The organism is Saccharopolyspora sp. NPDC002686 (assembly GCF_040295745.1).
Taxonomy (GTDB): domain Bacteria; phylum Actinomycetota; class Actinomycetes; order Mycobacteriales; family Pseudonocardiaceae; genus Saccharopolyspora; species Saccharopolyspora oryzae.
In genome coordinates this window covers 1-13271 of sequence record NZ_JBEOVY010000216.1, presented here as the reverse complement: position 1 = coordinate 13271, position 13271 = coordinate 1, and the positions used below count along the sequence as shown (strand labels likewise).

Annotated in this window: 12 protein-coding genes; 3 read left to right on the top strand and 9 right to left on the bottom strand. The window is 71.0% G+C overall.

Going from position 1 to position 13271, the window contains the following annotated elements; translation table 11 throughout:
* Positions 1–39 precede the first annotated feature (39 nt).
* From ABTZ89_RS25225 to ABTZ89_RS25215, 3 genes are all read right to left on the bottom strand, one after another.
* Positions 40–678: a LysE family translocator gene (locus ABTZ89_RS25225; RefSeq protein WP_270948469.1), complete on the bottom strand. Its 639-nt coding sequence runs from the start codon at positions 676–678 to the stop codon at positions 40–42.
* Positions 679–753: 75 nt separating this feature from the next.
* The gene (locus ABTZ89_RS25220; protein WP_351048931.1) at positions 754–1344 is read right to left on the bottom strand and encodes a pentapeptide repeat-containing protein; all 591 of its coding nucleotides are present in this window, start codon (positions 1342–1344) and stop codon (positions 754–756) included.
* Between the two features lie 67 nt (positions 1345–1411).
* A complete protein-coding gene (locus ABTZ89_RS25215) occupies positions 1412–1879 on the bottom strand; it encodes a universal stress protein (RefSeq protein WP_270948471.1) in 468 nt (155 codons plus the stop codon).
* 57 nt (positions 1880–1936) lie between these two features.
* Here ABTZ89_RS25215 and ABTZ89_RS25210 point away from each other — a divergent pair, with 57 nt between their 5' ends.
* Positions 1937–3214 carry an ArgE/DapE family deacylase gene (locus ABTZ89_RS25210; protein ID WP_351048928.1) on the top strand — a complete coding sequence of 426 codons (1278 nt, stop codon included), beginning with the start codon at positions 1937–1939 and terminating at the stop codon, positions 3212–3214.
* 1 nt (position 3215) lies between these two features.
* Here ABTZ89_RS25210 and ABTZ89_RS25205 read toward each other — a convergent pair whose 3' ends face one another.
* The gene (locus tag ABTZ89_RS25205; RefSeq protein WP_351048925.1) at positions 3216–4115 is read right to left on the bottom strand and encodes an NAD(P)-dependent oxidoreductase; all 900 of its coding nucleotides are present in this window, start codon (positions 4113–4115) and stop codon (positions 3216–3218) included.
* Positions 4116–4180: 65 nt separating this feature from the next.
* On the opposite strand from ABTZ89_RS25205, the gene ABTZ89_RS25200 reads away from it, so the two are divergent.
* Entirely contained in the window at positions 4181–4576 is a 396-nt protein-coding gene (locus ABTZ89_RS25200) for a MerR family transcriptional regulator (protein WP_333777483.1), read from the top strand.
* 54 nt (positions 4577–4630) lie between these two features.
* Here the strand turns inward: ABTZ89_RS25200 and ABTZ89_RS25195 are convergent, their stop codons facing one another.
* Positions 4631–5770: an epoxide hydrolase family protein gene (locus ABTZ89_RS25195; RefSeq protein WP_351048922.1), complete on the bottom strand. Its 1140-nt coding sequence runs from the start codon at positions 5768–5770 to the stop codon at positions 4631–4633.
* A 61-nt stretch (positions 5771–5831) separates the two neighbouring features.
* On the opposite strand from ABTZ89_RS25195, the gene ABTZ89_RS25190 reads away from it, so the two are divergent.
* Positions 5832–6800 (top strand): helix-turn-helix transcriptional regulator, encoded by a 969-nt coding sequence (locus tag ABTZ89_RS25190; protein ID WP_351048919.1) that lies wholly within the window; start codon positions 5832–5834, stop codon positions 6798–6800.
* 156 nt (positions 6801–6956) lie between these two features.
* Here the strand turns inward: ABTZ89_RS25190 and ABTZ89_RS25185 are convergent, their stop codons facing one another.
* The 4 genes from ABTZ89_RS25185 to ABTZ89_RS25170 all read right to left on the bottom strand — a co-directional run.
* Complete coding sequence (locus ABTZ89_RS25185) at positions 6957–10259, bottom strand: error-prone DNA polymerase (protein WP_351048916.1); 3303 nt, start codon at positions 10257–10259, stop codon at positions 6957–6959.
* Between the two features lie 75 nt (positions 10260–10334).
* Positions 10335–12008: a DNA polymerase Y family protein gene (locus ABTZ89_RS25180; RefSeq protein ID WP_351048913.1), complete on the bottom strand. Its 1674-nt coding sequence runs from the start codon at positions 12006–12008 to the stop codon at positions 10335–10337.
* Positions 12008–12727, bottom strand: coding sequence for a DnaE2-dependent mutagenesis accessory factor ImuA' (imuA', locus tag ABTZ89_RS25175; protein ID WP_270948479.1), 720 nt, complete (start codon positions 12725–12727; stop codon positions 12008–12010). The genes ABTZ89_RS25180 and imuA' overlap by 1 nt, the downstream gene beginning before the upstream one ends.
* Positions 12728–13010: 283 nt before the next feature.
* The coding region (locus ABTZ89_RS25170) for a hypothetical protein (RefSeq protein WP_351048910.1) at positions 13011–13271 on the bottom strand (261 nt) is incomplete at its 5' end.

The window sequence follows — 13271 nt, the reverse complement described above, 5'->3', positions numbered from 1 at the left end:
AGGAGCACGAGCCCGGGGGGCTCGTGCTCCTGCGCACTTCTAATCCTTGCGGCCCGTCGCCGCGATGGAGACTCCGAGCCCGATCATCGCGAGTCCGCCGACGCCGCCGACCGTGGCGAGCCGCCGCGGCGAGCTGGCGAACCAGTTCCGCGCGGTGGCGGCGGCGATCCCCCACACCGTGTCGCAGAACAGCGCGAGGGCGTTGAAGATCAGGCCGAGCAGCAGCATCTGCACCGCGACGTGGCCCTGATCGCGGTCCACGAACTGGGGCAGCACGGCGGCGAAGAACACCATCGTCTTGGGGTTGGCCACGCCGACCGCGAAGCCCTCCCACAACGTGCGCAGGCCACCGCGCTCAGGCCCACCTCCGGTGAACGCAGCCTGCAACGCCTTGCGCTGCCGGATCGCCTTGATGCCCAGGTACACCAGGTACGCGGCGCCCACCAGCTTGAGGACCGTGAACACCAAGGCCGAACGCTCCACGACCGCCCCGATCCCGAACGCCACGGCGATGACGAGCACGTAGCACCCGAGCGTGTTGCCCACGACCGTGGTGAGCGCGGCGCGGCGGCCCTGGGCCAGGGCCCGTCCGACGACGAACAGCACGCTCGGACCGGGGATCACTATCAGCAGCAACGACATCGCGACGAACGCGAGCAATCGATCGGCGGAGACCATTCCACCATGCAACCACGGGTCCGCCTCCAGCTGAAGCGGTTTTCCGGCGCGCTGATCAGCGGAAACGGCCCGTTCTCAGTCGATGCGGAGGCCATGGGCCGCGGCGAAGGCGATGGCGAGCATGGTGTCGACGCGGGCTCCCTTGAGGTTCGCCTGGACCAGGGCGTCCGCGTCGATGCGGGCTTCGCGGAGGTCCGACTCGGCCAGGCGGGCGCCGAGGAGGCGAGCACCGGTGAAGTCGGCTTCGCGGAGGTCGCAGCGGCGCAGGTCGCACTCGACCAAGTTGGCTTCGCGGAAGCGGATTCCGCGCAGGTCCAGACCTCGCAGGTCGGCCCGGCCCATGCCGACCAGCGTCAGGTCCGTCTCGCGCAGCTGCCACGCGCGCAGCCGGCAGTCCACGAAGCTCGACCCCAGCAGGCTGCATCCGTCCAAAGTGGACTTGCCGAACACGGTGCGCTCGAACTTGCAGGAGCGGAACGCGGTGGCGAAGTGGCGCGAGCCGTTGAGGTCCGTACCGGTGAAGACGCAGTCGGTGAACACGCAGTTCCGGGTGCTCAGACCGGTCAGGTCGGCGTCGCTGAAGTCGCAGCCCTCGAAGGAGCGCCCCTCCCACTCCTGGTCCGTCAGCACCGCGTCCTGGAAGTCCTCACCCACCACTTCAGTCATCGGCCCAGCCTGCCACGCCCGCCCGACAGGGCCGCTTCCCGCTCCGGCCGCGATCACCCGATGAGGGTCAGGGCACCACGACCACGGGGCGGACCGCCTCGACCACCAGCGTCGCGGGCACCGTGCCCAGCAGGCCGCCGCGGCGCCGGGAGCGGCCCACCACGATCAGGTCCGCCCGGTACTGCTCGGCGACCTGCTCCAGGCCCACCGCCGGGTCGCCGCGGTGGTGCACGAAGTCCCAGTCGATGTCCACCCACTTCAGGTGCGACACGACCTCCTTCTTCAACTCCTCCACCAGGCTCTCGGCCGCCTCGCTGGCGACCGCGACGCCCATCGGCGACCAGTAGGCGACGCCGCCCACCGCCTCGACGTAGACCAGGACCAGGCGGGCGCGCTCGCGCCGCGCCAGGCCGGCGGCCCAGGCCGCGGCGTGGAAGCTCGCCGGGCTGCCGTCCATGCCCACGACGATGCCGCCCAGACCGTCCTTGCCGATCTCGAATTCCCGCTCGGTGTTGTCGCTGTCGCCTTCGGCCACGCGGAGATGGTAGTGGGCGCGGCCCGGGACGTTCGACGCATGCGACACACTCGAAACGTGGAAAGCGCTCACACCCCCTCCGACCTCGAACGTCGCGCGCTCGACGCGGTGGACCTCGACGGTGTCCTGAACGACCTGCGCGAACTCGTCGCCATCCCCAGCGTGGGCGGCACCAGCGGCGAGCACGACGCCCAGCAGTGGTGCGCCGACCGGCTGGGCGCGCTCGGGCACCAGGTGGACCACTGGCGCATCGACGTCCGCGAGCTCGCCGAGCAGGACGGCTTCCCCGGACAGGAAGCCGAGCGCGACGTCGCCTACGGCTGCGTCGGTGTGCGCGGTGATGGCCCGGAGCCCGCGCTGATCTTCTGCGGGCACACCGACGTCGTACCGCCCGGCGACCTCGACCGCTGGCCCGACCGCGACCCGTACGCGCTGCGCGTCCACGACGGCATCGCCGCCGGCCGGGGCACCTGCGACATGAAGGGCGGGCTGGCCGCGATCTTCGGCGCGCTCCAGGCCCTGCGCACGGCCGGGATCGAACTCGCCCGCCCCGTGGCGGTGCACACCGTCGTCGGCGAGGAGGACGGCGGGCTCGGCGCGTTCGCCACGCTGCGGCGCGGGCATCGCGGAGCGGCGTGCGTGCTGGCCGAGCCGAGCTCGGGCACGATCGTGGCGGCCAACGGCGGGTCCCTCACGTTCCGCCTCGAGATCGCTGGTCAGAGCACGCACGGTTCCACCCGCTACCGGGGCGTGAACGCGCTGGACAAGCTCGCCGACCTGCTGCCGGCGCTGCGCGAGCTGGAAGCCCGCCGCAACGCGGACCCCGACCCGCTGGTCGCCCACCTGGAAGTGCCGTACCCGCTGTCCGTCGGCGTGGCGCGGGTCGGCGACTGGGCCAGCACGGTGCCGGACCTGGCGATCGCCGAAGGCCGCTACGGCGTCCGGATCGGCGAGTCGGTCGAGTCCGCGAAGGCCGAGTTCACCGACGCCATCGCACGGGCCTGCGCCGCCGATCCCTGGCTGGCCGAGCACCCGGTCCAGGTCAGCTGGCCCGGCGGGATCTTCGCCAGCGGACGGCTGCCCGAGGGCCACGAACTGCTCGGCCAGACCCAGGACGCGGCAGCCGCGGCCGGAGCTCCCCGCCCGACGGCACTGGGTGCGCCGTACGGCACGGACCTGCGGCTCTACTCGGGCGCCGGAATCCCGACGCTCCAGTACGGCCCCGGCGACATCCGCTACGCCCACGCCCACGACGAGCACGTCGCGATCGAGGAGCTGGAGCAGGCCACCCGCGCCTACGCCCTGCTGGCGATCCGCCGCTGCGGCATCGCCTGACTCACGACGCCTTCTTGAAGACCTCGAACACCGCCAGGTAGTTCTCGTCCCGGTGGCCCGCGTCGATCGCCTGCTCGGCGATAGACGCCAGGTGCCGCGCCTGATCAGCGTGCACGCCCTGCTCCACGCAGGTCCGCACGATGTGTTCGAGCGCGTTCAAGTTCATCTGCATGGTGCCGAGATCACCCGGGTAGCGGGCCGCGTCCAGATCGGCTGCCTGCGCGAGGAGAGTCGAGTCCACCACGGTCGGCATGAACCAGTTGATGGCGAGGTCGGCGAACTCGACCGCCGGGACGTTCGCCGAGCCCACCAGGGCGGCGGCGTGCATGAAGCCGTTCATGGTCGCGTACATCATGCCGAGCAGGGCCGTGTTGTGCAGCACCGCCAGGCCCGGGTCTGCGCCGAGGAAACGCGGTGCCCCCATGCTCGCCAGCGTTTCCCGGTGTTCGCTGAAGACTTCCTCCGAACCGCTGTACAGGAAGGCGGAATCGGGGTGCCCGACGAGCGGCGGCGGCACCATGATCGCGCCGTCGAGGTACGCCACACCGTTCTTGGCGGCCCAGCCGGCTGCTGTGATGGCCTCGCTCGGCGTTCCGGAGTTCAGGTTGACCAGGACCCGCCCAGGCAGGACATCCGCGGCGGAGCCGAGAACTCCGTACATGGTCTCGTAGTCCTTGAGACAGATGATCACGACGGGACTCGCCGACACCGCCTCCGCGACGCTCTCCACGCGATGGGCTCCCTTGGTGACGACGCCGTCCGCCTTCGCCGGAGTGCGGTTCCAGACCGTTGTCGGGTGGCCGCGATCCAGGAGTGCTTCGGCGAGCGCGAGGCCCATCGGGCCGAGTCCGACGACAGTGACCGGTGCGTTGTGCGGAACTGCTCCTCGCTGATTCGTCATGCGGGCTAGGCTCCGGTGTCACATCGATGTGAGAGTCAACCCGGAGTGGCGGTCATCACGTGCGCATGGGGGAGTTCTCCCGGCTGACCGGGGTCAGCCAACGCCTTCTTCGCTACTACGAAGAGCAGGGACTGCTCGCGCCCTCGCGGCTGCCGAGCGGGTACCGCGAGTACTCGGAAGCGGACGTCGCCACGGTGCGGGGCATCCGAATGCTGCTCGCAGCAGGGCTCGGCACCGCCACCATCGCCGAGCTGCTGCCGTGCATGGCCGATGACGGAAGTTCTCTGGCCCCGGCCTGTTCCGGCATGCTGCCGGACCTGAACCGGGAGCGCGAACGGCTCGACGCAGCGGTGGCCGACCTGCTGGCCGCGCGCGACGCGCTGGACGACATCATCGCCGCCACCGAGTCGACCGGCGTCGCCGATCCGGAAGCCTGTGCCGCGCTCGGCGTCCCGAAGTGATCGGTCGAAATCGGCACGGCTGAACGAGATTTCCGTTCAACGCCTGGTTCTCCGCTAGCGCAAGGTTCCGAAGAACGCCCGGATGTCGTCCACCAGCAGATCCGGGGCTTGCAGCGAGGCGAAGTGCCCGCCCGCGGGAAAGCTCGTCCAGCGGGTGATCTTGTGGGAGAGCTCCGCCAAACCTCGAAGCGCCCCGTCACCGGCGAAGTTCGCCACGCCGGTCGGGACCGTGGTGCGCTCGGGACGCCGGCCCCACCCGTCTGCGGACTCCAGGTAGAGCCGCGCCGCCGAACCGGCCGTTCCGGTCAACCAGAAGATCGTGACGTTGGTCAGGATCGCATCCCGGTCGATCGGGGTCTGCTCGGTGCGCGCGGGATCCCAGTCGACGAACCACTCCAGGTTCCACGCCAGCTGACCGGCCGGAGAATCGTTGAGCGCGTAAGCCAACGTCTGCGGACGGGTGGACATCTGCACCGCATAGCCGGAATGCCCGTACCAGAGCGCCTGGTTCCGCTCGGCCTGCGCACGCTCCTCCTCCGACAACCTCGCCAAATCGCTGGGACCGCTTGCCACCGAGGCGTCCACGAGCGCGTTCACGTGCACGCCGAGAACGTTCTCCGGTGCGATCCGGCCGAGCTCCGGCGACACGATGCTGCCGAAATCGCCGCCCTGCGCCCCGTAGCGCTCGTACCCGAGACGCCGCATCAGCTCGGCCCAGGCACACGCGATCCGATTCACTCCCCACCCCGTCCGCGTGGTCGGCCCGGAGAAGGCGAACCCCGGCAACGAAGGCGCGACCACGTGGAAGGCGTCCGCCGGATCCCCACCGTGCGCACGCGGGTCGGTCAGCGGCCCGATGACGTCGACGAAGTCGTAGACCGTGCTCGGCCAGCCGTGCGTGATGATCAGCGGTGTCGCGTCCGACTCCGGGGAACGGACGTGCAGGAAGTGCACCCGCTGATCGTCGATGACCGTCGTGAACTGCGGGAACGAGTTGAGGCGAGCCTCGTGCCGACGCCAGTCGTAGCCCGTGCGCCAGTGCTCGACCAGATCGGCCAGGTAGTCCTGGTGCACGCCGTACGACCAGCCGACTCCGGGGAGTTCCCCCGGCCAGCGGGTGCGGGCCAGCCGCTCCTGCAGATCGTCCAGGGCTTCCTGCGCGACATCGATCCGAAACGGCTCTGGTGCGTTCATGCGGACAGGATTGCGTTGGAGTAGGACAGTTTCGGTCCTGCTCCTCTGGCAGGGTGGGCGGATGCTGGCAACACCCGCTCGTCTGCTCCGGCTGCTGTCGTTGCTGCAGATGGGCCGCGACTGGTCCGGCACGGAGCTCGCCGAACGCCTCGAGGTCACCACCCGGACCGTGCGGCGAGATGTCGATCGCCTGCGCGACCTGGGCTACCCGGTGCACACCACGATCGGCCCTAACGGCGGGTACCGGCTCGGTTCCGGCGCGGCGCTGCCGCCGCTCCTGCTCGACGACGACGAAGCGGTCGCTGTCACGGTCGGTCTGCACACGGCAGCAGCCGGTCACGTCACCGGGGCCGAAGAAGCCTCGCTGCGGGCCCTGGCCAAGCTCGAACAGGTCCTGCCGTCCAGGCTGCGGCACCGGGTCACCACGCTGAAGAACGCAGTCGTGACCGTCTCCCCCGGCAACGAGCCGGGAGTTCAGGCTGCGGTGCTCACCGCGGTTTCGGCCGCCGTCCGTGCTGCTGAAACGCTGCGGTTCGACTACCTCGACCACAACGCCACCGCGTCCCGGCGCAACGTCGAACCGCACCGCCTCGTCTGCTGGGGCCGGAAGTGGTACCTGGTCGGCTGGGACGTCGAACGAGCCGCCTGGCGCACCTTCCGGGGCGACCGGATGACCCTGCGCACCCCCAACGGACCGCGCTTCGCGCACCGCGAACCACCGGACGGTGATGTCGCGGCATACCTGCGCAGAACCATGGGGTTCGAGATGTGGCCGCTGCGCTCGCAGCTGCTCGTGCACGCGCCCGCAGCGGACATCAGCAGCCGAATCGACGGCATCGTGACCCCGGTGGACGAAAGCACGTGCCGACTGGAGCTCGCCTCGGACTCTTACGACCTCGTCGCGCTCGTGGTGGGCATGCTCGATGTCGACTTCGAAGTCGAATCACCTCCAGAACTCGCTGAACACCTGCACAAACTGGCCACTCGATTCACCAAGGCGATCCCCCCGGACCCGGGTGGGCGCACCTGAACTCCGGTGGGTCCGGACGCGGCGACGGTGGGTTCGCCGCGCCCGGACCCCGGCGTCGTTCGATCGCCCGCGCACTGGCCGGAGGCAACACCCTGGGAGGGAGTGGTGTTTCGTCCGCTGCCGGTCGGGCCGGTCGACGCCGAGTTGTGTTGGCCGCTAGTGGAAGTCGCGCGAGGTCGAGGGGATGCGGACCTCCAACTTCTGCAGCCGGTCAGCTCTGAGATTGATCACCCCCTCCGCCCTCTCGACGATTCCGCGCACCAGCAATGCCGCGCTGGAGCGCCCGACTTTGCGGTACCGCGCCCACAAACCCGGCGAGCACACGACGTTGACCATGCCCGTCTCGTCCTCCAGGTTCAGGAACGTGATCCCGCCCGCGGTGGCTGGTCGCTGCCGGTGCGTCACCGCACCACCGACCAGCACCCTGGTCCCGTGCTCCACTTCGGACAGACGGTCGGCCGGAAGCGCGCCCATCGAGTCCAACCTGGCGCGGACGAACTGCAGCGGGAAGCTGTCCGGGGAAACCCCGGTGGCCCAGACGTCCGCCGCAGCCACGTCGACGCCGTCCATGCCCGGTAGCGCCGGAGCAGCAGAAGAAGCCGTGGTTCCTGGCAACCGGTCCGGTCGGTCCCCAGCTGCGGCAGCGGCGTTCCACAGCGCCTCGCGCCGGGACAGCCCGAAGCAGCCGAACGCGCCGGCCGTCGCCAGCGCCTCCATCTGCGCTGCGGTCAACCCCACGCGTCGAGCCACATCGGCCATGCCGGTGTACGGACCACGCTCCGCACGTTCGGCGACCAACTTCTCGGCGCCGTCACCGATTCCGCGCACCGAAGCCAGCCCGAGCCGCACCGCCTGCCGCCCCTCGCTGGCGGCATCGGGTTCCAGATCGGCCTCCACCCGGCTTGCGTTGACGTCCGGGCCGCGCACCCGCACACCGTGCCGCCGGGCGTCCGCGACCAGCGACTGCGGCGAGTAGAAGCCCATCGGTTGCGCCTTGAGCAGCGCCGCGCAGAAGGCCGCCGGGTAGTAGTGCTTGAACCACGCGCTGGCGAACACCAGCAGCGCGAAGCTCAACGCGTGGCTCTCCGGGAAGCCGTAGTTGGAGAAGGCCAGCATCCGCCGGTAGATCTGCTCGGCCAGTTCACCGGAGATGCCGTTGGCCGCCATCCCCTCGAACAGCCGCCCCTTGAGCCGGGCCATCCGCTCTTCGGACCGCTTGGCCCCCATCGCCCGGCGCAGCTGGTCGGCCTCCGCCGGGGAGAACCCCGCGACGTCCACCGCCAGTTGCATCAGCTGCTCCTGGAACAGCGGAACCCCGTAGGTCTTCGCCAGCGCGCCTTTCATCAGCTGGTGCTCGAAGTCCCACTCCTCCTCGCCGTTGCGGCGCCGGATGTAGGGGTGCACCGAACCGCCCTGGATCGGCCCCGGTCGGATCAACGCCACCTCGACCACCAGGTCGTAGAACTTCCGCGGCTTCAACCTCGGCAGCGTGGCCAGCTGGGCCCGGCTCTCCACCTGGAACACCCCGACCGCGTCCGCTCGGCGCAGCATCTCGTAGACCGCGTCGTCGGCCAGGTCCAGCTCGCCGAGATCGACCTCGCGACCATGGTGCTCGCGGACCATCTCGGTGGCGTAGCGCAGCGCCGAGAGCATGCCCAGCCCCAGCAGGTCGAACTTGACCAGACCGACCTCCGCGCAGTCGTCCTTGTCCCACTGCAGGACCGTGCGGCCGGGCATCCGCGCCCACTCCACCGGGCAGACCTCGCCGACCGGCTGGTGGCAGATCACCATCCCGCCGGAGTGGATGCCCAGGTGCCGGGGGAACCCCATCAGCTCACCGGCCAGCCCCCGCACCGGTGCCGGGATCTCGGAATCCTCCGGCAACGGACCCCAGTGCTCGATCTCCTTGCTCCAGGCGTCCTGCTGTCCGGGCGAATAGCCGAGCGCGCGGGCGACGTCGCGCACCGCGGACCGCGGCCGGTAGCTGATCACGTTCGCCACCTGGGCGGCGTGCATCCGGCCGTACTTGCGGTAGACGTACTGGATCACCTCTTCGCGGCGGTCCGACTCGATGTCCAGGTCGATGTCCGGCGGCCCGTCCCGCTCCGGCGCCAGGAACCGCTCGAAGAGCAGCTGGTAGCGCACCGGGTCCGCGTTGGTGATCCGCAGCGCGAAGCACACCGCCGAGTTCGCCGCCGATCCCCTGCCCTGGCACAGGATTCCCCGGCTGCGGCAGAACTCCACGATGTCGTGCACGATCAGGAAGTAACCGGGGAAGTCCAGCTCCTCGATCACCGCCAGCTCGTGCTCGATCTGCCGGTACGCAGCGGGGTTCTGCTGCGGCAGGCCGTACCGCTGCAGCGCGCCCCGGTAGGTCTGCTCGCGCAGCCAACTCGCCTCGGAGCGCCCGTCGGGCACGCTGAACGGCGGCAGCTGCGGAGCCACCAAGCGCAGGTCGAAGGCGCACTCCTTGCCGAGCTCGGCAGCTCGCTGCACGGCCCCCGGGTACCGCGCGAACATCTCGGCCATCTCGGCCCCGGAACGCAGGTAGTTGCCCGCCCAAGCGGGCAGCCAGCCGTCCATCTCGTCCAGGCTGCGACGAGCCCGGATCGCAGCGACCACACCGGCCAGCGCGGCCCGATCCGGCCGGGCCAGGTGCGCACCGGCGCTGGCCACTGTGGACACACCGGCGCGGTCGGCGAGCTCGGCCAGCGCATCGTTGCGCTCGGAATCGGCGGGAAGTCCGTGGTCGGTCAGCTCCACCGCCACGTGGTCCCGGCCGAACAGCGCGACCAGCCGGTCCAGTTCCGCCGCAGCCGCGTCGAACCCGCCCGCCGCGAGCGCGGCCGGCACCGCTCCCTTCCGGCAGCCGGTGAGCACCTGCCAATGCCCTTCGGCCGCGCCGGCGAGCTTCTCCAGCTCGTAGACCGGACGCCCCTTCTCCTCACCGGCCAGCTGCGCCGTGCTGATCGCCCGGCACAAGCTCGCGTAACCGTCCAGATCCCGGGCCAGCACCAGCAAGTGCCGCCCCTCCGGATCGGCCATCCCGTTCTGGGCCCCGGAGAGCCCGAGGCTCAGCTCCGCGCCGAACACCGTGCGCACCCCGTGCTCGGCGGCGGCCTCGGCGAAGCGCACCACCCCGTACAGCCCGTCGTGATCGGTGAGCGCGATCGCCTCCAACCCCAGCCGCGCCGCTTCCGCCACCAGCTCCTCCGGATGGCTCGCCCCGTCCAGGAAGCTGAAGTTGGAATGCGCGTGCAGCTCCGCGTACGGGACCGACGGCACCGCGGGAACGACGTCGGCCCGGTACTCGGCACGCCGCCGGGTCCACGCCGGGCTGTCGTTCCCGTCGCCGGGGTTCCGCTCGTCGCGCGGACCCCGCCCATCGGCGGAAGAGGGCCGGCCGGAAAGCGCGGTCTCCAGTTCCGACCAGGTCTGGGGCGGGTTGAACCAACTCATGACAACCAGTGAACTCCTGTTCGATTCGGCGATGCCACCGAAATACCGACCAACCACTCGAACGAGTGTTCGCCGCTATCGATAGGCGCCCTGAACCCACCAACGGCCCTGCTCGTGCACCAGCAGCAGGGCCACCTCACCCGCCTCGAGCTCAGCGCCCGGCGCTCCCGGCTCAGCCGTGCCGGAGTCGGCTTCGAGCACCACCTGGACCCGCACCAGCGACCGCGGCGGCACCTGCGTCGCCGGGGCCGTCTGCCCGGCACCGTCGGCCAGCAGCTCCGCCCACCAGCGCTCGGTCACCGGCCACGGCCCGGCCCAGCCGGACACCGCGCGGGACCGGCCACCCGCCACCTCGACGCGGCTCGGCGCCGCCGTCAACCGATCCCGGTCGGTGACCTCCACCGGCCGCCCCTCGACGTCGAGAACGACTGCGGGCCAAGGCGAATCCGGCACCACCGAGGGCGACGGGGACGGGATCCGCCCCGGCCACGGGTGGTCCGGTGCCAACGCGGGGCGGCGCTCGTCGCCCCACGGCACGAACCGCACCTGATCGCGCAGATCACGACCGCCGTCGAGCACGCCGGTCAGCACCGCCTCCGGTCCGAGCATGCCCTGCACCCGGGCGAACGCGCGGCCGGCGCGGGCATCCGCCTCGCCGGTCGCGGCGCTGAGCAGGTCGAGCTGCAACCCACCCGCTCCGACGACTTCCTCCGGCCGGAGGCTCAGCACGCTCACCCCGGCCGTCGGGCGCTGCGACCCGCTGCGGCCGTTCAGCCAACCGTCGAGCTGCCAGCGCACCCGATCCGCGGTGGCCGCCGGGGTCAACGGCTCCGCGCACCGCCACACCCGCTCCAGCTCCTCGCCGTGCTCGGTCCGCGCCGAAATCCCCAGCCGCGTGCACGCCAGACCGAGATCGCCGAGCCTGGCGTGCAGCCGGTCCGCCAGCACCTTGGCCGCGAAAGCCGCCCGGTCCACCCGGTCCACCGGCGGATCGAGCTCCTCGGACACCACCAGGTCCGGCGGGACCTGCCGCCGCAGCACCGGCCGCTCCTCCCGGCCCCCGGCCGCGCGGTGCATCACCAGCGCGGACCGGCCGAACCTCGTCGCGACGTCCGACGGATCCAGCGCGGCGAACTCGCCCAACGTGCGAATTCCCAAGCGCCGCAGCAGATCCACCAGCTCCGCCCGCTGCGCGACCTGCCGGCCGGTGAGCCGGTCGGCGAGCTGGTCGATCTCGTCGACGGCCAGCGGTGCGAGGAACTCCGGGCTCAACCCGGGCGCGACCAGCTGGCCGCGCCGAGCGGCCAGGACCGCCGCGAACAGCCCGTCCGCGATGCCCACCTGGCACTCGACCCCGACCTGCGCGTCGATCTTGTCGATCACCCGCTCAGCAGCGCCCGCCTCTGATCCGAAGTAGCGCGCAGGCCCCCGCGCCGGAACCGCCACCAAGCCCGGGCGCACGATCTCCACCCCCGGCATCATGTCCTCGACCGCGGCCACGACCGGCTCGAACAACCGCGCATCCCGATCCGGATCGTGTTCGCAGACAACGAGATCCGGGCAACGGCTCTGCGCCTCGCGGCGGCGCATGCCGCGGCGCACCCCGCCATCGCGGGCCGTCGCGGAGCAGGCCACCACCCGGTTGGCCGCGAACACAGCGGTGGGCACCAACGAACCGAGTTCGGCCGCGCGGGCGGCGGCGACCACCGGCCAGTCCGGGCACCACACGACGAGTCGACGAGGGGGCATCACGAGCACCCCACAACCGGACGCAGCCTCGGCCGCGTGATCTCCACTGGCTCGTCCGCCGGAACTCCGACAGCTCCGCTGCGCGCCGGGAGGAGGAGTCGGCTCGAACGCGGCCGGGACGCCGCACCACGTCCGCCCGCGTGCACCGTGACAGCACGTTCCCGCAGGTAGCCATGGCCCTGACCGAGCCCTCGCCAGCTGGCGTCAGCACAACGCAGCTGCACCTCGGCACCCGCCCACGGGCCGAACGGCAGCAGCACCGAACCGCGGTTGCGCGCTCTCGCCGACAGCCGTCGAGCATCCGAATCCGCGATCCGCCGAGTACCACCGACAGCGACCAGGTCCACCCCGTCGAGCAGCGCGGCGACCACACCCGCCGGGTCGCCGCCCGGCCGCGGAACCACCGCGAGCCTGGAGAGCTCCACACCGGCTTCAGCCGCAGCGACCAGGCTGATGCCGGCCAGCCCCACCACCGCGGCCCACGAGCCGTTGGCGGTCGCTTCGGCGAGCAGCGCGAAGAGGAGGGAAACAGATCCGTGCACCGCCACCGTGCTGCCACGGCGCAAACCTGGCCATGGCAGCACGGCAGCGAGCTCCGTCCGCGTGGGCAGCACCCGGCCCGCACCAGGAACACCACCCGCTTCGACCACCGGCACACCCACGGACACCCCGTAAACCGCGGACGCGCCCGGCGACGTCGAAGACGCCATCGCGGACATCGCTGCCTCCCCACATCGTGCGAGTGGATGCCCGACCCCGGCGCGGGCACCCACCAAGCCGCTGTGGGGAAGACAGCGGTGGAGCCAGCACTGCGCCTGCACCCGAACGCAGCGCCGGTTCCAACGGATCAGTCGACCCCGACATCGCCTGATCCAAACTCGAACCTCAGTTCGAACAAGACAAGTAAACCCCGGCCAGGGCTCCACGTCAAGGCCCGTAGCCAGATTGGGTGAACATTTGTTCGATCGCCCGAAATTCGGCTGAGCGAACGGGAAAAAGCCGCTACAACTCGATCGACGACCGCGCTCCCGGGCCCACCCGGACGGCCGCCCGGACCGCCCAGCAGCGGTCCGGGAACAGCCCCACCGAGCTCGCCGGGCCGGGGCTCCACGCCCCGACACCACCCGCCGGGCCAGCCGCGCGGCGAACGGATCCCACATGCTCCAGGAGGTTTCCCATGCGCACGTCCCGAACGGGCCAGACCCACCAGCACACCACCGCGCTCGACAGCCCGGAAAAGCAAGCGGCGCGGACGACCGTGGT